The sequence below is a fragment of the Salibacterium qingdaonense genome (genome assembly GCF_900114715.1).
Classification (GTDB): domain Bacteria; phylum Bacillota; class Bacilli; order Bacillales; family Marinococcaceae; genus Salibacterium; species Salibacterium qingdaonense.
Genome location: NZ_FOTY01000009.1, coordinates 23847 through 42037 on the forward strand (window position 1 = coordinate 23847; position 18191 = coordinate 42037).

The 18191-nt window shown below is 47.6% G+C and carries 19 protein-coding genes; 17 read left to right on the top strand and 2 right to left on the bottom strand.

Annotated elements, in window-relative coordinates:
• Positions 1 to 408: 408 nt before the first annotated feature.
• The 12 genes from BM058_RS08970 to BM058_RS18225 all read left to right on the top strand — a co-directional run bounded on the left by BM058_RS08970 (position 409) and on the right by BM058_RS18225 (position 10633).
• The gene (locus BM058_RS08970) at positions 409 to 711 is read left to right on the top strand and encodes a hypothetical protein (protein ID WP_090926700.1); all 303 of its coding nucleotides are present in this window, start codon (positions 409 to 411) and stop codon (positions 709 to 711) included.
• Between the two features lie 1040 nt (positions 712 to 1751).
• Positions 1752 to 2057 carry a hypothetical protein gene (locus BM058_RS08985; RefSeq protein ID WP_090926703.1) on the top strand — a complete coding sequence of 102 codons (306 nt, stop codon included), beginning with the start codon at positions 1752 to 1754 and terminating at the stop codon, positions 2055 to 2057.
• A 123-nt stretch (positions 2058 to 2180) separates the two neighbouring features.
• Entirely contained in the window at positions 2181 to 2486 is a 306-nt protein-coding gene (locus BM058_RS08990) for a hypothetical protein (protein ID WP_090926704.1), read from the top strand.
• Positions 2487 to 2498: 12 nt separating this feature from the next.
• Positions 2499 to 3212 (top strand): OmpA family protein, encoded by a 714-nt coding sequence (locus BM058_RS08995; protein ID WP_090926705.1) that lies wholly within the window; start codon positions 2499 to 2501, stop codon positions 3210 to 3212.
• Positions 3213 to 3241: 29 nt separating this feature from the next.
• Complete coding sequence (locus BM058_RS09000; RefSeq protein ID WP_090926706.1) at positions 3242 to 4267, top strand: hypothetical protein; 1026 nt, start codon at positions 3242 to 3244, stop codon at positions 4265 to 4267.
• A 174-nt stretch (positions 4268 to 4441) separates the two neighbouring features.
• Complete coding sequence (locus BM058_RS09005) at positions 4442 to 5341, top strand: ABC transporter ATP-binding protein (protein WP_090926707.1); 900 nt, start codon at positions 4442 to 4444, stop codon at positions 5339 to 5341.
• Positions 5334 to 6599 carry an ABC transporter permease gene (locus tag BM058_RS09010; protein WP_090926708.1) on the top strand — a complete coding sequence of 422 codons (1266 nt, stop codon included), beginning with the start codon at positions 5334 to 5336 and terminating at the stop codon, positions 6597 to 6599. Before BM058_RS09005 ends, BM058_RS09010 begins: the two co-directional genes overlap by 8 nt.
• A gap of 142 nt (positions 6600 to 6741) precedes the next feature.
• Entirely contained in the window at positions 6742 to 6990 is a 249-nt protein-coding gene (locus BM058_RS09015) for a hypothetical protein (protein WP_090926709.1), read from the top strand.
• Positions 6991 to 6996: 6 nt separating this feature from the next.
• Complete coding sequence (locus BM058_RS09020; protein ID WP_090926710.1) at positions 6997 to 7863, top strand: nuclease-related domain-containing protein; 867 nt, start codon at positions 6997 to 6999, stop codon at positions 7861 to 7863.
• A 289-nt stretch (positions 7864 to 8152) separates the two neighbouring features.
• Positions 8153 to 9604 (top strand): NAD(P)H-binding protein, encoded by a 1452-nt coding sequence (locus BM058_RS09025; RefSeq protein ID WP_090926711.1) that lies wholly within the window; start codon positions 8153 to 8155, stop codon positions 9602 to 9604.
• Positions 9605 to 9631: 27 nt separating this feature from the next.
• On the top strand, positions 9632 to 10387 hold the full coding sequence (locus tag BM058_RS09030) for a TspO/MBR family protein (protein WP_090926712.1): 756 nt from the start codon (positions 9632 to 9634) through the stop codon (positions 10385 to 10387).
• A gap of 99 nt (positions 10388 to 10486) precedes the next feature.
• Positions 10487 to 10633, top strand: coding sequence for a hypothetical protein (locus BM058_RS18225; protein ID WP_177195495.1), 147 nt, complete (start codon positions 10487 to 10489; stop codon positions 10631 to 10633).
• 123 nt (positions 10634 to 10756) lie between these two features.
• Here the strand turns inward: BM058_RS18225 and BM058_RS18005 are convergent, their stop codons facing one another.
• Positions 10757 to 10939 carry a hypothetical protein gene (locus BM058_RS18005; protein ID WP_143083004.1) on the bottom strand — a complete coding sequence of 61 codons (183 nt, stop codon included), beginning with the start codon at positions 10937 to 10939 and terminating at the stop codon, positions 10757 to 10759.
• Between the two features lie 200 nt (positions 10940 to 11139).
• Positions 11140 to 12390 carry an NAD(P)/FAD-dependent oxidoreductase gene (locus BM058_RS09040; protein ID WP_090926714.1) on the bottom strand — a complete coding sequence of 417 codons (1251 nt, stop codon included), beginning with the start codon at positions 12388 to 12390 and terminating at the stop codon, positions 11140 to 11142.
• A 201-nt stretch (positions 12391 to 12591) separates the two neighbouring features.
• Between BM058_RS09040 and BM058_RS09045 the strand changes: the two genes are divergently transcribed.
• The 5 genes from BM058_RS09045 to BM058_RS09065 all read left to right on the top strand — a co-directional run bounded on the left by BM058_RS09045 (position 12592) and on the right by BM058_RS09065 (position 18001).
• Entirely contained in the window at positions 12592 to 12903 is a 312-nt protein-coding gene (locus tag BM058_RS09045; protein ID WP_090926715.1) for a PTS sugar transporter subunit IIB, read from the top strand.
• A gap of 49 nt (positions 12904 to 12952) precedes the next feature.
• Positions 12953 to 14257 (top strand): PTS cellobiose transporter subunit IIC, encoded by a 1305-nt coding sequence (gene celB, locus BM058_RS09050; protein WP_245736910.1) that lies wholly within the window; start codon positions 12953 to 12955, stop codon positions 14255 to 14257.
• A 31-nt stretch (positions 14258 to 14288) separates the two neighbouring features.
• Positions 14289 to 14594: a PTS lactose/cellobiose transporter subunit IIA gene (locus BM058_RS09055; protein WP_090926771.1), complete on the top strand. Its 306-nt coding sequence runs from the start codon at positions 14289 to 14291 to the stop codon at positions 14592 to 14594.
• 15 nt (positions 14595 to 14609) lie between these two features.
• Positions 14610 to 16001, top strand: coding sequence for a glycoside hydrolase family 1 protein (locus tag BM058_RS09060; protein WP_090926716.1), 1392 nt, complete (start codon positions 14610 to 14612; stop codon positions 15999 to 16001).
• Positions 16002 to 16066: 65 nt separating this feature from the next.
• A complete protein-coding gene (locus tag BM058_RS09065; protein WP_090926717.1) occupies positions 16067 to 18001 on the top strand; it encodes a BglG family transcription antiterminator in 1935 nt (644 codons plus the stop codon).
• Positions 18002 to 18191 lie beyond the last annotated feature (190 nt).

Here is an 18191-nt window from a genome sequence, read left to right on the forward strand (position 1 = left end):
GAAAACAAATAGCCGTATAGGGGATGGGTATGTTAGTGAAGATATTAAATGTATGTGTTGTCTTATTTTTTGGTATAGGGATTGCTTTTTTGGTTTTAGGAAGTATCAATTCGTAGTTGGGGATGTTTACCATTTCATGGTTCAGCATCTTTATGAGGCTGTTTATGTTGATATTAATGATTGGTGCGATGACCAATTTGTTCCGGATGCATAAAAAGAAGACCAAGTGAGGCTTGTTCACTTTCGCAATGGTGTATTGGTAACTATATTCGGAATGTTATTTTTTTACTGGAAAAATGGTTGGCCGATCATGAACTCGTTGTTTTAGTGTTGTATTCGTTGTCAGGCACTTAAGTGGATTGTGCAGCGGATGTACGCTTTTACCGGAGCAGATAGGTGGGGCTAAAGTTGGTAAAAGTATTAAATGTATGTGTTGTTATATTTATTGGAATGGTAGTTATTTCCTTTTCTATGGCTGGTTTCATGCCAGGTGTGGCAGAAGACTTATTTACTATTTCATGGTTGAGTGAATCCTTGATGATTTTGCTATTTATAGTAGGTATAGGATCAATTACCAATTTCGTTCGCAAGTATTTTGGGGAAGACCAAGTGAGGTTTGTCCACTTTCAGACTGCCCTATTGATAATGATAGTCGGCCTTTTAATAGCTGATTGGAAAAATGGGTGGCCGATTATCCGTTCATATTTCTAGTTTGTTCGTCTGTCGTGAACGCTTTAAATAAGCAGAGGTAAAGCGGCAGCCTCCCTGTTGAAGATGTAACCTGCGCCGATACGGAACAACTTCAACATAACATCGATGAAAACAAATAGCCGTATAGGGGAATACGTATGTTAGTGAAGATATTAAATGTATGTGTTGTTATATTTATCGAAATGGTAGTTATTTCCTTTTCTATGGCTGGTTTTACGCCAGGTGTGGCAGAAGACTTATTTACTATTTCATGGTTGAGTGAATCCTTGAAGATTTTGATATTTATAGTAGGTATAGGGTCAATTACCAATTTCGTTCGCAAGTATTTTGGGGAAGACCAAGTGAGGTTTGTCCACTTTCAGACTGCCCTATTTATAATGATAGTCGGCCTTTTGTACTATGAATGGAAAAACGGGTGGCCGATTATCCGTTCATATTTCTAGTATGTTCGTCTGTCGTGAACGCTACAAATAAGCAGAGGTAAAGCGGCAGCCTCCCCTTGGAAGATTTCGACTGCTCCGATTCGGAACAACTTCAGTATAAGTTCGATGAAAAAAACAGTCATTCATGAGGATAGTGAGGGGATGCGTATGTTAGTGAAGTTGTTAAATGTATGTGGTGTAATATTTATTGTCTTGATAGTTACTTCCTTTTCTATAGCTGGTTTCACGCCAGAGGTAGCAGAAGACATATTTACCATTCCATGGTTAAGTGTATCTATGGGAATTTTGATGTTTATAGTATCGACTGGAACAATGACGAATGTCATTCGCAAGCATTACAAGGGAAAACCAAGTGAGGCCTGTTCACTTTTTCTGTGGCGTATATATAACGATATTCGGCTTTTTAATAGGTGAATGGGAAAACGGGTGGCCAATCATTAGCTCGTTTTTCTAGAGTTGTGTACGTTTTTCGTGAACGCTGCAAATAAGTAGAGGTGAAGCCGGATGTGCCTCTCCCTTGAAGATGTAGCCTGCGCCGATACAGAACCAACTTCAACATAACATCGATGAAAACAAATAGCCGTATAGGGGATGGGTATGTTAGTGAAGATATTAAATGTGTGTGTTGGATTATTTCTTGGTATAGGAATTACTGGCTTTGCTATAGCTGGTTTCGCGCCAGAAGTAGTAGAAGATATCTTTACCGTTACGTGGTTCAGTGTTTCCTTGGGATTATTGATGTTGATATTACTGAGCGGTGCGGTGACCAATATGTTACGTATACATCATAAAGAAAAACAGGTAAGGTTCGTTCACTTTCGCAATGGCGTATTGATAACGATATTCGGTCTTTTGTTCTTTGAATGGAAAAACGGTTGGCGGGTTATTAGTTCATTTTTCTAGTTTGTTTGCCTTTCGTGATTACTGCAAATAGGCAGAAGTAAAGCGGCATCCTCCCCTGGGAAAAGCTTCAGCATAACATCGATGAGAAAACAAACAGTCGTTCATGTAGATAGGAGGATGAGTATGTTAGTGAAGGTATTGAATCTATGTGGTGTATTATTATTAGGTATAGGACTTCCTTCCTTTGCTATAGGTAGTTTCGCGCCAGAGGTGGCAGAAGACCTCTTTACCATTACGTGGTTGAGTATATTATTGAGAATTATTTCATTTATAGCATATATTGGAACTGTGACGAATGTCATTCGCAAGCTTTACAAGGAAAACCAGGTGAGGCTTGTTCACTTTCAAATTGGCGTATTGGTATCGATATTCGGCCTTTTAATAGTTGATTGGAAAAGCGGGTGGCCGATTATCCGTTCATTTTTCTAAAACAGGGAGGATATGATGTTAAAAAAATCAGGAATGCCGTTCCTTTTACTCGTGATAGTTTTAGCTGCGTGCGCCGGAGAGGATGATTCTGATTCATCCGGTGAGTCTGCACCCGACACGGGGGAAGAAGCGCAGGAGCAGGAGTCAGTCGATGAAGCGCAGCCGGAAGAGGAAGAACAGAAAGCAGAGGAAGAAGAGGAGGAAAAAGATAACGAAGAAGACTCTGGTTCTTCTTTTGATTATTCACCTCCCGATGTGTCTGCTCCTGAGGTATCTGCACCTGAAGTGTCTGCACCTGAAGTAACAGTTCCTGAGGTGAGTGCGCCGGAGATCACCGTTCCAGAAGTAGGGATAAGTATGGGAGAGGAAATCACGATTAACGTGCCGGATCATCTCCTGTTTGACTTTGATGAGTCTACGCTTCGAGATGATGCACTGGCTTTACTGGAAGAAATCAGCGGGGAACTGGAGCAGTATGAAGCAGGGGAAGTCAAGATTCATGGGCACACCGACAACCAGGGAGAGGCGTCATACAATCAGCAGCTCTCCCAGAAACGTGCAGAAGCGGTGGAGGCTTACTTTTTAGAAGAGGAAACGATGGATGATTTCGACTTTTCCACGAAAGGATTTGGGGAAACGGAACCGGTTGTCTCCAATGATACCGAAGAAAATCGTGCGAAGAACCGCCGCGTGGAAATAATTATTAAACCAGAAGAGACAAAATGAAGTATTGAAGCTGGAGAGAGGGGAAGACGATGGGAAGAAACAGTCTGTTTTTTATGAGTCTGCTCGTGATGATTGTGGGAGGGACCGCATGCAGTTCAGAAGATCCGGCAGCAACAGAGTCCTCTGATCAGACAGAAACAGTGGAGGACGCAACGGAGAAGGAAGAAGCGGAAAAGCAGGAAGAAGGCAGTACAAAAGAAGAAAAAGGGATGGAAAATCAGGGGGATCCTCGAGTGGACATAAACGGGGAGATTGTGTTCAGCCGGGATAATGATACCGTCCAAATCGAAGGAACGACCAATTTAATGCCGGGCGCGGATTTGACTGTAAGCTTTGATGCGGTGAAAAACATATTGTTTTCGAACTGGACAAACCTCACGGTGGAAGAAGATGGATCTTTTTCCGGTGAAGTAGACTATCCGAATGTTGATGAACCACTGGATCTCAAGATTACGTACACCCCGGACGATCAAAAGGAAGAAATGGTAGAAGCTTACGGTGAATACGGAGAAAACATGGAAGGTCCGTTTGTTCGAATTGACCCGGATGAAGAACGGGAAAATGGCGAACCAAAGCATATTCTTTACACCGATTACGTTCTGGGGGAAGAAGATCAAACGATAACGATAGAACCTCCAGAGAACGAGCCGCCTGAAGATTATGGAGAGATGGAGGCATGGCTGGACTTTGACGCAGAAAGAGAAGGTGACTTTGTATACATAGAAGGACAGAGTAACATTCTGCAAGGTGCGAGGATACTAGCCAGTATTGATGCAGATAACTACATTATTTCGGGTTATAACGACTACGATGATGTTCGGCCGGACGGAAGTTTCCGGATGCGGGTACCTATTCCAGGGGAAGACAAGCTGGGTGAAGACGCTGATCCGCACGTTGAAGTGGAAATGAGCGCACAAGTACAACCGCCCTACATTCAGGAAGTATACGGGGAAACGGGAGGAAACCTGCAGGGATCGATGGTCGAAGAAACGTCAACCGATAGGTATAGGGTAGTCAAGGAAGTTAAAATATCTGAGTTGTCCGGTTCAGAATAAATGATGGTCTGTTTCATTGTGTAAAAGCTTCACGTTATAATAGAGGGAATGAAAATAGAGGGAAGAAAATCGGCAGATGGATAATCTGCCGGTTTTTGCGTTCAGCCGCTCTGAAACAAAGTCTTCTCTTGTGCGTAGAAGTATAGTATAAAGGAAGAAGAAGGAGGGGCGCCGATGACGCTGACACTGGATCACATTACGAAAACATTTGGAGAGACGACAGCGGTTCGTGATCTTTCGCTCGAGATTCCGGAAGGGGAGATTTTCGGCATGCTCGGGGCAAACGGTGCCGGGAAAACAACAACGTTCCGTATGATTATCGGACTGCTTGAAGCGACAGAAGGAGAAGTGTACTGGAACGGCGGCAGAATGACATATGCGGGCAGCGGCATGATCGGGTATCTTCCCGAAGAGAGAGGCTTGTATCCGAAACTGACCGTCCGGGACCAGTTGGTATATCTCGGCCGGCTTCGCGGCATGAAGAAAGCGGATATTGTGAAACAACTGGAAGGCTGGCTCGCGCGGTTTCAGGTGCCGGATTATATGGATCAGAAGGTGGAAGAGCTGTCGAAAGGGAATCAACAGAAAATCCAGTTCATCTCCGCGGTGATTCATCAGCCGAAGCTGCTGATCCTGGATGAACCGTTTTCTGGTCTGGATCCCGTCAACGTGGAACTTTTGAAGCAGGCGGTGCTGGACGTCAAGAAGATGGGCACAAGTATTGTCTTTTCCTCCCACCGGATGGAACATGTCGAGGAATTGTGCGAGCATGTCTGCATATTGCAGCACGGACAGCCGATTGTGCATGGCAGTCTGAAAGAAATCAAACGTTCCTACGGGAGAAAAAATCTCCGCATCCACGCTGATTTTGATCTTGGCTATCTCAAAGAGGTGGAGGGTGTTGTAACCTTTGCCGAGGTGCCGGATGGATGCGTGCTGCAGATCGACCGGGAAGAGACGGCGGAACATATTTTTCATACGCTCCAGGGCAGAGGATTTGTGCGCCGATTCGAACTGGAAGAGCCTTCATTGAATGATATTTTTATTGAAAAGGCGGGCATGTCGTATGAATAAATTCGGTATTATCTTAAGTCATACGTATCTAAGCAGAGTAAAAGCCAAGTCCTTTCTCATTACGACCATTATCACTGTTCTGTTTATTTTTCTTGCGGGCAATATGCCATCCATCCTGTCTTCCTTTGGTGGAAGCGGAGGAGAAGACACCGGCCAGCGTGTGGCGGTTTTGGATGAGACCGGGGACGTTTTTCCGGATTTAATGGAAAATATGCAGCGTGCAGGCGGGAACATATCGCTTGAGCAGTATGGAGGTTCGGAGGCAGAAGCCAAAGAGGAGGTAAGAGAAGGCACATTCGATGGCTTTCTGAACATAATGATGGCAGGCGGTGAGCCTCAGGCGGCGTATTTTTCGATGCAGGGCAATCCCTCCGCACTGTCCCAAAGCCTGCAGCAGGCATTGCAGCCGGTGAAAGTGAACATGGCGGCAGCGGACGCCGGCGTGGATCCGGCGGTGGTGGAACAACTCACGTCTCCGGTCGTTTTTGACACATCGGCGCTTGAGCAGGATCAGGGGGCGCCATCGGCGGAGGAACAAAACAACGCCCGCGGTATTGTGTATGTGATGCTGTTTTTATTGTATTTATCGGTTATTATGTACGGCAACATGATTGCGATGGACGTCGCGAACGAGAAATCATCAAGGGTCATGGAAATCCTGGTCTCGAGCGTCTCGCCGGTGACGCAGATGTTTGCCAAAATTGCGGGAATCGCGCTGCTCGGTCTTACGCAATTCGGCATCATCCTTGCGGCAGGTTACGTGATGCTTCAGACGAATCAGAACCAGTTAACCGGCGGCGTGTTTCAGTATTTCGGTCTGCAGAATGCGGAAGCCGCCACGTTCATTTACGCGATTATCTTCTTTCTGCTCGGTTATCTATTGTATGCAACAATGTCGGCGACCATCGGCTCTCTTGTGAGCCGGACCGAAGAAGTAAACCAGTTAATGGCGCCGCTTATATATCTCATCATGATTGCGTTTTTCATCGCGATTTTCGGACTGAATTCACCGGATAATATGCTCGTGACAGTTACGTCCTTCATTCCTTTTTTCGCACCGATGATCATGTTTTTGAGGGTGACGATGCTGGAAGTGCCGATATGGGAAACCGCTTTGTCGTTCGGGCTGCTGATCGGTACCATTGTCTTACTGGCGGTGGCCGGTGCGAGAGTCTACAAAGGCGGCGTGCTGCTGTACGGGAAATCCAATTCCCTGAAAGACGTGAAGAAAGCCCTGCAGTTATCGAAAAAAGAATAAGTGTGACAGATCCCGCTGCGAGGACAGCGGGATCTTTTTGGTGTAGGGTGGTTGGTGGTTTGATTAGTGGTTTGGCATGTATTTTATCAACATTGGACTGTATCGGCTTCCACTTGGCTCGTATTAAATCAGCCGGCATGAATTGGAGCCCATCCGGCATGTAACCGATGTGATTCGGCTCGTATTCGACAAAACACGGACAGTACCATCCGACACAAAAACAATAAAGGAGAATCCTCGTCACACGTCGAATAACAGGAAGGACAAAACGAAAGAGGTGATCCACCTGATTAAAAAAGAACGACAAATCCCGTGGAAAATAAGAAAATGGGAAGCGGTGCTGCGGCGGCTGCCGGCTGCTCATCCGGAGCGGGCGAAACTGGAGGAGTAGCTTGCGATGAGCCGCGCCGGGTACCGCGGGGAGACATCGATTGATTATCACTTGAATTTTCTTCCCTTTGATGACTGTTACATTCTTCATGATCTCCGCCTCCCTGGGGAACGCAGCACTTTTTTTCAAATCGACACGCTGCTCGTCACTCCGCATTTTCTTCTGATCCTTGAGATTAAAAACATAGCGGGAACGTTATACTTTGACCCATCGTTTCAACAAATGATTCGCACCCTGGACGACAAAGAAGAAGCGTTTCCCGATCCGCTGCTGCAGCTACGGAGGCAGCAAAGTCAGCTGCAAAACTGGCTGATCCGTCATAAACTTCCTCAGGCACCGGTTCCGGGGTTTGTTGTCATCAGTAACGCCTCGACTGTACTCAAAACTGACCCGGCGCACCGTGACATGTACCACTCTGTCATCCGTCCCCCGTCGCTTCCTTATTCCTACGAATCGCTTCAGAAAAAATACGAAGCCGTTACGCTCACCAAGCAGCAGATGCAGAAAGTCTCCCGCAAATTAAAGAAACTCCATCAGCACCATATCCCGGATACGCCAAGTGAAATCGATCCGCGTCTGCTGCACACCGGGGTATATTGTCCGGATTGTGATCATCTGCCGCTGCCGAGACAGCGCGGCGGGTGGTACTGCGGTGCCTGTCATACGCTTCATCCCCATGCTCATACCGCATCCCTCATCGATTATGCACTTCTCCATAAATCCACCATCACCAACCGGGAATGCCGCACATTCCTGCAGCTCGACTCTCCTTCTGTTTCCGCCAAACTTTTCCATCAATTAGATCTCCCTTACACAGGATCGTATAAAAATCGAAGGTATACATTGCCGCTGGATATACTTGATCGCATGTAAGAGGTGACATTCCGCATGTATTCGACATAAATTGGCTTGTAAAAGCATGAATTTGGCAGGTACTGCGGGCGTTGGCATGTATTGAAGTCGATGTGGCATGTATTTTATCAACATTGGACCGTATCGGCCTCCACTTGGCTCGTATGAAACCAGCCGGTATGTAGCAGCCTGAATTCAACCGGCGCAATGAAGGCCGCGCCGGACCTTTGTATAAGATTCCCAGTCTGAATAATCACATAGACGGGTATAGGGGTGGTATACACTATACCAATAAAGGAGTTATCCCCCTATGACAGCCACCAACCGAAGGCCGGTGATTGCATTAACCGGTGCCAGCGGCTATATCGGGCGGAACCTGCTGAAGCAGCTTACCCCTTATGCCGATATTATCGCTTTGTCCCGAAACGGCGATGATAAAGAAGATACCGAGCATGTGACGTGGCGTTCCTGTGATTTGTTTTCCATGGCGGATGCGGAGAAAGCACTGGAAGGAGCGGACTATGCGTATTATCTCGTTCATTCCATGAAACCGTCGGCAAAACTGACGCAGGGCACATTTGAAAATATGGATGTCATTTTGGCGGACAATTTCGCACAGGCTGCTGAAAAGCAGGGGGTCAAACAGATTGTCTACTTAAGCGGACTCGTTCCCGATGCCGATCACCTCTCCCGTCATATCCGGAGCCGCCTTGAAGTAGAACAGGTGTTAACTTCCTATCAGGTGCCGGTCACAACACTGCGCGCCGGTCTGATCGTCGGGCCGAACGGGTCATCGTTTCCGATTCTTGCGAAAATGGTCAAACGTCTTCCCGTCATGCTGCTTCCGAAATGGACGAGAAAAAAGACGCATCCGATTTATATCGGCGACATGCTGGATTCGCTCGTCCGGTGCGCGGGCCGGACGGATCTGTATGACCGCTCGATTGACGTCGGCGGTCCGGAAGTCATGACCTACAAAAACATGATGAGAGAGACGGCGGAAGTCATGGGAAAACAGCCGAAAATGATTCCGGTTCCTTTCATGACCGTCAATTTATCCAGGCTCTGGGTCAGTCTCGTGTCCAACTCGCCGAGGGAAATGGTGTATCCGCTGATTGAAAGTCTGATTCACCCGATGATCGCGAGGCCGGAAAACATGGTCAGCGGCATCAGCGTGGGATCAACCCCATTCCGGGAAGCGGCGCGCAAATCCCTGGAAGAGGAGAAACAAAAACGCCCCGCCGGCCGGTTGAAAGTGCTGACGATTCCAGATATCGACAACGACGTACGGTCTGTGCAGCGGATACCACTTCCGCACGGCAAAACAGCACTTTGGACGGCGCATTACTATGCCGAATGGCTGTCGCGTAAAATCCATCCGCTGCTCAGCGTTCAGGATGATTTCGACGGTGTCATAAACATACAATTCCGCGGCTGGACCCTGCTCGAACTCCGTCATTCGGCGGACCGAAGCCAGCCGGACCGTGCCCTTTTCTACATCACAGGCGGGCTGTTTGATGATAAAAAGGAGAATGAGCGGGGCAGGCTGGAATTCCGGAAAATCCCGGGAAGAGAAGAGTGCATCATTGCCATCCATGACTACATGCCGTCGCTGCCATGGTTTATGTATAAATACACGCAGGCCAAAGCCCACCGCTTTGTGATGTACCGCTTCCGGCGCCATCTGGAAAAAGAAGAAAGAAAGCATGGAACGGCGCGGCTTCCATTACTTTTGCAGGGCCGCCCGTTCATTAATCAGTAGACGACATAAGAAAGGCTGTGATGATCCATGATCCGAATTACGCTTGTGAATCTATTATTTTTTATTCTCATGATCGCCGTGAACTATTCCTCGGCCACCAATGTAGGCATCACGGCCAACCAGGAACCGGCTTTGATTCAGCCGGCGGGCTACGCTTTTTCCATATGGGGACTGATTTATGTTCTCGTGCTCTTATGGATTCTCCGGGCGCCGTTTCAGCGCCGGGAGAAGGGGGACATCTACCGGGACACGCAGGTATGGATCCCCATCAATTTCCTCCTGAACAGCGCCTGGATTGTCGCGTTCACGATGGAGTGGATTCTTGTATCGACGATTGTCATTGTGCTGCTTCTCGTTTCCTTAATCCGGATTTACCAGATTATTTACTGGAAACATAAACGGACCGGCTTTGCGCGGCTGCCGTTTTCCATTTACATCGGCTGGGTGTCCGCGGCCGCTGTGGTTAACATTTTCACCTGGTTTGTCTGGAATGACATCGTGCCGTTTCTCGGCATGGGGGAAGAGACCTGGACGGTACTCATACTTCTCCTTCTGGCTGTCGTGGCTGTTGTATTCACCAGAGTGAACCGTGACGTCTGGTATTCCCTCGTCTTCATCTGGGTGTATGCAGCGGTGTTCGTAAAAAGTGAACAGAATCTGATTGTATTGACCACTGTCATCGGTATTCTTGTCCTTGCCGTCCATCTTGTTATGCAGATCATATCCCGGCGGAAGGCGAAGAAGAAGAAGCGGGGAACGCCGTCGTTGAATACGAGAAGGTAGGAATACGGGGACGTGCAACACTCCTGGCGCCGAAAAAACCAAGTTCGAGAAATTCGATGTATGAAAAAAACGCCCGAGGCTGCTGCGGGCGTTTTTTGTATGAGAACGCGGGAAAGCCGCGCTTTCATGGAAAAATCCCACCACGGATTCGGCGGCTGCGAACCCGCGGGTCTGAAACGAGTGAACAACCAGTTCGGCTGGTGGGTGGAACAAGCATTTTACCAACTGGGCCAACGAGGTGGTTGATGCCGTATAAGCACAGTTTTTTCATGAACACTATCATCGAACATTAATTGCGTAGTGTCCACGGGGCACTGATATGTGGACACTATCCTGCGGAAATCAGAAATTAGCGGCCCCCGGCGAAAATCAATGGACACTATCTTCCGGAGCGGCAATCTTAGTGTCCATCGCCCCCGCTTGAGTGGACACCACGAATGCGTCCGGGTGATTTAGTGTCCACGGAACCAACGACCCGTTCCGGAATATACGAATCCAATCTCCAAGCACTTCGTTGTTACGCTTTGTAATGCAGGCAAGGCGGTGAATCATACACAAAAAATCCCGAACGATTCACAAAGAATAGTTCGGGATTTTTAAATTATTATTTATGCCGGCCGGCGATTCAGCGGAAGTCGCGGCTTCCTTCCATACAGCGGCTCGCAGCTGTGTAAATGGCGGCTGCAGCAACTGAAATCAATGATATAATCATAAACCAGTTCTTCATTTTATTCTCCTCCTTCTGTGTTCTTTTAGAAGAAACGGACTTTCCCTTTTTTCAGAATCAGTTTCGGTCCGCCGACGAGGAACAGGTAACGGTTGTCGATGACGTTTTTCATGAGTCGTGCTTTTTTGCCGAACAGCTTATAGTCATCGAGAATGGTGCCGATGGCGTCCCCTTTGCCAAGCGAAGCTACTGTACCTTTGTTGTCAAAAACAAAGTTGTTTGTTTCTTTGCCTTGCAGGAGCGCCTGGAGGTTCGCAGCACAGGTGTCAGCTTCCTGAATGGCACTTTGGGCGTTGACCGGAAATGGTTTGTCGTTTTCGTGGTCCCATACCCAGGACGTATCGCCGATCATGAATACATTGTCGTAATTTGGTGCGCGGAGGTCATCGCGTGCGTTCACTTTTCCTTTGGTCAGCTCGAAACCGGAATGTCCGACGACAGGGTTTGCCTGAACACCGCCTGTCCAGACGACCGTGCCGGCTTTGATCTCTTCGTTGTCGTCGCCGACGATAAAGCTGTCCGGTGTACATTCCTGAATCTTCGTTCCGATACGGAATTCTACGCCGCGGTCTGACAGGTTCTTCTCTGCATACTCAATTAGTTCTTCGTCAAAACCGGGGAGAATGGACGGGGCGGCTTCTACATTAATGATACGGACCTTGGACTGGTGAATGTCATACTTGCTGCAAAGCTCGGGAACTTTTTCTACGACTTCTGCGAGAAATTCGATGCCGGTGAAACCGGATCCGCCGATAAGTATGTTCAGTGCGGTGTCGTCCTCGGTTTCGCCGCTTGCGTATTTGATGAACTGCGATTCTATGTGATGATAAATGGCTTTGCTGCTTTCTATATTCTCAATTTTCCATGCATTCTCCGCAATTCCCGGTATGCCGAACGTCGCCGTTTCAAATCCGAGGGATACTACCAGATAATCGTAGGACAATTCGCCGTTTTCGAGAAGGACACGTTCATTCTGCGGCTGAAGTTCGGTGACAGTATCATACACCATCTGCACGCGTTTTGTGTCAATCACATCACTGATCATAATCCGGGCGCGGTTTGGATCAATCGTTCCTGCTGCCACTTCATGCAGCCAAGTGGTCTGGTAATGATAGTTATGCTTATTGACGAGGACGATGTCCGCTTCCTGCGGCTGCAGCTGCTGGGTCAGGCGCTTTGTCGTCATCATGCCGGCATATCCGGCGCCGACTACGACAATTCTTGGTTTTGTGCTCAAAATGATCACCTTTCTGTGCTGAGATATAAAACCTAACATCCTAAGTCTTGTCCAAAGACTGAAACGTTAACAATAACCACCTTCATTATAACAAAAAAAGGGAGGTAACGTTAAATGTTTCACAAATTCCCCCTTTCCTGCTCTTTAAATGATTTCCGCTTCTTAACGGAAAAAGTATGCGTTTTCATAACGTGCCTTTTCCCATAAACTGAAGGTAATCAAAGAAGGAGGAGATGCCCCGTGACAAATATTTTACTGGCGTGCTCTGCCGGCATGTCGACAAGTCTTCTTGTCTCGAAAATGGAGGAAGCTGCTGAAGCAAAAGACATGGATGTCCGTATCTGGGCAGTAGCCCAGGATAAAGCGGAAACGGAAATGGAACAGGCCGACGTGCTGCTGATCGGTCCGCAGATGAGATTTATGAAAAACAAATATTCCAAAACAGCAGAAAAAATAGGAATACCACTTGATGTTATCGATCCTGTCGCATACGGACGGGTCGATGGGGAAGCCGTATTGAACAAGGCGCTGGAACTGATAGATAAAAAATAGAAGAAGAAAAGGGGTGGAGAAATAATATGAAAAACAGGGGGAACGTGTTGTGAATAACAGTAAGTTTATGGACCTGCTGGAACGAATTTTAATGCCTATTGCTGAGAAGTTGAATAACAACCGTCATTTGACCGCTTTGCGTGACGGATTTCTGGTCGCCCTGCCACTCATCATTTTCGGATCTATTTTCGTCGTTATCGCGAATCTTCCGTTTCTTGATCAGCTTTTGAGTGAGGAGGCGTATACAGCCTATCAGAATGCGCTGAACCCGGCGTCTGCTGCAACCCTCAGTATTATGGGATTGTTTGTCATTATAGGTATAGGGTATAAACTGGTAGAACATGCCGGAGGGGAAGGAATATACGGCGGTGTTGTATCCCTTGCCGGTTTTCTGATTCTTACCCCGCAGACGGTCGAGGAAACAAGTGGTGTGATTCCGACCGCAAGTATCGGAGCAGAAGGGTTGTTTCTCGGGATACTAACGGCCTTTCTCGGAGCGGAAGTGTACCGGTTTTTTGTGAACCGGGACTGGACGATAAAAATGCCGGCCGGGGTCCCGGGGGCTGTGACCCGTTCATTCAGTGCCCTCATTCCGATTGCAATGACATTATTTCTCTTTCTTATCATCCGTATTCTTTTTGGCTTAACGCCTTTTGATACGGTACAGAATTTCATTTATACCGTTTTGCAGGAACCACTCACCGTACTGGGAGGAGGTCTTCCGGCAACGATCGTGGCGGTACTTCTTATTCAGCTGTTCTGGTTTTTCGGCCTGCACGGTCAGATTCTTGTCAATTCTGTGCTGGATCCGATCTGGTACACGCTGAATAATCAGAACCTTGAAGCTTTTCAGGCCGGAGAAGAACTTCCGAATATTGTGACAAAGCAGTTCATTGATACGTTTATTGTCGGTATCGGCGGATCCGGGATGACACTTGCGGTTATTATCGGCATTTTTCTTATCGGACGGAGCCGTCAGATGAAACAGGTCGGACGCGTGTCCGCGCCGGCTGGTATTTTCAATGTGAACGAACCGATCATCTTCGGTCTGCCGATTATTATGAATCCTTTGGTGCTTGTACCTTGGCTTGTGGCACCGGTTGTAGTGGCTGTTGTTGTATACTTTTCGATGGCAGCGGGATTTGTTCCAAAGCCCGCCGGTATCATCGTACCGTGGACAACGCCGCCTCTCTTAAGTGGTTTTCTCGCGACCGGAAATGCCTGGCAGGGGGCAGCCATTCAGATGGTCAGTATGTTTATCGTCTTTTTCATCTGGTGGCCGTTCCTGAAAATCATGGATAAACAGTATTATGAGTCCGAACAGCAGGAGGACGCCGCAGCTTCAAAAGAATAGATAAAGGTGGAAGGCAGGAGGGGAACCAATGATGGAAGAAATAACAGAAACCGCATTTCAGATTATTTTATACGCAGGAAACGGAAAGTCAAGCGCGATGGAAGCTATTCAGGAAGCAAAAAAAGATGATTTCGCACGTGCGGATGAGCTGATTGAAGAAGCCGGCACGGAGCTTGGTAAGGCGCATGAATTTCAGACGAGACTGCTTCAGCAGGAAGCAAACGGTGATGAGGCGCCTTTGAATGTAATGCTCGTTCATTCCCAGGACCACCTCATGACCTCCATGACGGTTCGGGATCTGGCCGTGGAAATTATCGAAATCTACCGCAATAAATAAGCAGGAGGGATTGACATGACACTTAAATATCGTTTTCCGGAAGGATTCTGGTGGGGCAGCGCAACATCTGCCACCCAGATGGAAGGAGCGGCCTTTGAAGGCGGCAAAGGATGGAATATATGGGACTACTGGTATTCCAGAGAGCCGGACCGATTCTTTGAAGGAGTCGGTCCGGAGGAAACATCTGATTTTTACCACCGGTACAAAGAAGATATTCGTAGAATGAAAGAAATCGGTCATAACACATTCCGGTTCTCGATATCCTGGTCACGCCTCATCCCTGATGGCGATGGGGCGGTAAATGAAGAAGCTGTTACTTTTTACAGTAATGTAATTGATGAGCTGCTTTCCCAGGGAATCGAACCGTTTGTGAATCTATTTCACTTTGATATGCCCATGGAGATGCAGAAGATCGGCGGCTGGGAGAACCGGTACGTAACCGATGCCTATACCGCCTTTGCGAAAGAATGTTTTGAGCGGTTCGGGGACCGCGTGTCGACATGGTTCACATTTAATGAACCGATTGTACCGGTGGAAGGGGGATATCTGTACGATTTTCATTATCCGAATGTCGTGGATTTCAAACGGGCGGCGCAGGTGGCCTATCACACGATTATCGCCCATGCCAAAGCGGTGCAGGTATTCCGGTCTTTTTCGATGCCGGAAGCAAAAATCGGAATTATCCTGAACCTGACGCCGTCCTACCCGAGAAGTAACAATCCGGCGGACCTCCGGGCGTCACGTATAGCGGATCTGTTTTTTAACCGGAGCTTTCTTGATCCGGCGGTAAAAGGAGAGTTTCCACAGGAACTGCTTGAGATTCTCGAAGAGCACGGGCAGCTGCCGGAAACAAAAGAAGGGGACAGCAGCCTGATCCGGGAAAACACAGCGGATATGCTTGGTGTCAACTATTATCAGCCCCGCCGGGTCAAGGCTAAAGAACATCTCCCGAATCCATACGGGCCCTTCATGATGGATTGGTTTTTTGACATGTACGAGATGCCGGGACGGAAGATGAATCCGTACCGGGGATGGGAGATTTATGAAAAAGGCATTTATGATATTATGATGAATCTAAAAGAAAACTACGGCAACATAGAATCGTTTGTATCAGAAAACGGGATGGGCGTTCAGAATGAAGAACGTTTTCTGGAAAATGGACAGATTCAGGATGACTACCGCATTGATTTTATCAAAGGTCATTTGAAATGGCTGCATCAGGCGATTCAGGAAGGAGCCAACGCAAAAGGGTACCATCTATGGTCCTTTATGGATAACTGGTCCTGGATGAACGCGTATAAGAACAGATACGGGTTCTTTGCAGTGGATCTGGATACCAAAGAGAGGACTGCGAAGAAAAGTGCAGCCTGGTTTAAAGAAACGGCACAAAACAACGGATTTTCATAAAGCAGCAAAGAGAAAGGTGCTGACAGTGGAAGGCAGGGAATTCTTCCAAGGAAAGGAGGGAAGCTATGAATGTACGCTGCATGATGCTGCTCCGCGAGTTTATGGCGGCAGATACACCGCTTACGAGCAGGTACCTTGCGCACCAAAATGAGGTGACGACGCGGACAACAAGAAATGATATCAAACAGCTGAATGATGGGCTTACTCGTCACGGCGCTGTCATACAGGCCCTGCATGCGAGAGGGTATGAACTGCGGATTGATGATGACGAGAAGTTCCGCCATTATCTGGAACAGATTTTTCAGGAAGATGCAGCACCGGACCAAACGATGCCTGATGAACCGGAAGAACGGGTGAACTATTTAATGAAGCGCCTCCTGCTGGCAGGGGAATATGTGAAACTGGATGATATGGCAGAGGAGCTGCTCATCAGCCGTTCCACGATTCAAAATGACATCCGTATCGTCCGGGATATTTTACAGACGTATGATATTACTCTTGAAAACCGGCCGAATTACGGGTTGAAAGTCAGCGGCAGCGAAATGAAACTCCGGTTCTGTATGTCTGAATATGTATTTGACCGCAGTATCAAAAACGAAGCCTCCCGGTTCAACAGCCGGCTGCCGTGGCTGATGAAAGATAACATGAATGAAATATGGGACATCATCGTAGAAGAAATTAAAGAACACGATATTACCCTTTCGGATATTGCGTTAAATAATCTGTTTATTCATACGGCCATCACCTGCAAACGGGTACAAACCGGTCACCATATTTCTTTTTACGCAAAAGAATTCGATGAAATCATGGACCAGAAGGAATATGAAGTGGCAGAAACAATTGTGAAGAAAGTGGAACAGGCCCTCGATGTAACGTTTCCGGAGGTGGAAATTGCCTACATTGCGATGCACCTGCTTGGTACCAAAATGATTTCTGAAGCGAATATGACAGAAGACCGTATCGAAGCAGTCATGGATGAACGTGCCTATTTCCTCACCTCTGCCATACTGGAGGAAGTGGAGCAGAAACTGGACCTTGGTGTCCGGCACGACCGGGAATTACAGATCGGCCTCAGTCTTCACTTAAAGCCGGCGGTAAACCGTTACCGGTACGGCATGAATATTCGGAATCCACTGCTTGATGATATTAAAGCCAATTATCCTGCTTCCTTTGAAGCGGCAGTGATTGCGGGGATGGTTCTGGAAAAGGAAGAGAATGTCAGCATTGAAGAAAGTGAAATTGGTTACATTGCGCTTCATTTTGGGGCGGCTATGGAACGAAAAAACCTGAAGAAAAAACCGAAACGCTGCATGATCGTCTGTGCCTCGGGAGCCGGCAGTGCCCAGCTGATTTACTACAAACTGCAGGCCCGGTTTGGTTCGCAGCTGGAGCTGGCCGGCACGACAGAATATTATAATCTTCCCCGCATCCCCCTGGAGGAGCTCGATTTTCTTATCAGCACTATTGCGATTCCTGAAGAGATCTCTATCCCCGTCATTCAAGTCAACACCATTCTTGGAGAAGGGGATCTGAAAAAAGTGGAACATGTCGTATCTGAGGATCAACAGAGAAGCATGTTGGAGTATGTGAAAGAAGAACTGATTTTTCTGCAGCAGGATGTATCTTCAAAGGAGGATGTGCTGCATTTTCTAAGCAGTCAGCTGATGGAGAAGGGTTATACGGAGGAAGGCTTTCTGGAAAAACTATATGAACGGGAAGAGGCAGCACCGACCAGCTTCGGCAACATGACGGCGGTTCCGCATCCCATCACCCCGCAGACAAAGACGACCTTTCTCGCTGTATGTACCTTGCAGAAGCCGATTCTCTGGAACGATAAACGGGTGCAGCTTGTCTGCTTGTTAAGCGTGGAAAAAAACAGCCGCCAGGATCTGCAGGTGCTGTACAAAAGCCTTGGCGCTGTTATTGATGATCTTTCCCTCGTCCAGCAGCTTGTTCACTGCAGTACCAGAAACGAATTTATACGTCTTTTTTTATCCTGAAACGAGGAAGCAGGGGCCGGAAACGGTGCCTGTTTTTTTAACAGATCCAGATATAGGATTTCCAGCATTTTCTGGAGTACGCTCCAGCCCCTCAACAAGCTGCGTTTCTTGTATGCCGCACTTCGTGATTTCTTCATGGTAAATCGTAATGTTTTACAAAAGGAAAACAGTGGTAGAAAATAGGGGTGTA

Bases quoted from the DNA above. Each gene is read 5' to 3' on its own strand.
- BM058_RS09065 (WP_090926717.1), top strand. From the start codon at position 16,067: ATGAATGTACGCTGCATGATGCTGCTCCGCGAGTTTATGGCGGCAGAT.
- BM058_RS09010 (WP_090926708.1), top strand. From the start codon at position 5,334: ATGAATAAATTCGGTATTATCTTAAGTCATACGTATCTAAGCAGAGTA.
- BM058_RS09030 (WP_090926712.1), top strand. From the start codon at position 9,632: ATGATCCGAATTACGCTTGTGAATCTATTATTTTTTATTCTCATGATC.
- BM058_RS08985 (WP_090926703.1), top strand. From the start codon at position 1,752: ATGTTAGTGAAGATATTAAATGTGTGTGTTGGATTATTTCTTGGTATA.
- BM058_RS09000 (WP_090926706.1), top strand. From the start codon at position 3,242: ATGGGAAGAAACAGTCTGTTTTTTATGAGTCTGCTCGTGATGATTGTG.
- BM058_RS09060 (WP_090926716.1), top strand. From the start codon at position 14,610: ATGACACTTAAATATCGTTTTCCGGAAGGATTCTGGTGGGGCAGCGCA.
- BM058_RS09025 (WP_090926711.1), top strand. From the start codon at position 8,153: ATGACAGCCACCAACCGAAGGCCGGTGATTGCATTAACCGGTGCCAGC.
- BM058_RS18005 (WP_143083004.1), bottom strand. From the start codon at position 10,939: ATGATTCACCGCCTTGCCTGCATTACAAAGCGTAACAACGAAGTGCTT.
- BM058_RS08995 (WP_090926705.1), top strand. From the start codon at position 2,499: ATGATGTTAAAAAAATCAGGAATGCCGTTCCTTTTACTCGTGATAGTT.
- BM058_RS08990 (WP_090926704.1), top strand. From the start codon at position 2,181: ATGTTAGTGAAGGTATTGAATCTATGTGGTGTATTATTATTAGGTATA.
- BM058_RS09055 (WP_090926771.1), top strand. From the start codon at position 14,289: ATGGAAGAAATAACAGAAACCGCATTTCAGATTATTTTATACGCAGGA.
- BM058_RS18225 (WP_177195495.1), top strand. From the start codon at position 10,487: ATGAGAACGCGGGAAAGCCGCGCTTTCATGGAAAAATCCCACCACGGA.
- BM058_RS09005 (WP_090926707.1), top strand. From the start codon at position 4,442: ATGACGCTGACACTGGATCACATTACGAAAACATTTGGAGAGACGACA.
- BM058_RS09040 (WP_090926714.1), bottom strand. From the start codon at position 12,390: ATGTTAGGTTTTATATCTCAGCACAGAAAGGTGATCATTTTGAGCACA.
- BM058_RS09020 (WP_090926710.1), top strand. From the start codon at position 6,997: ATGAGCCGCGCCGGGTACCGCGGGGAGACATCGATTGATTATCACTTG.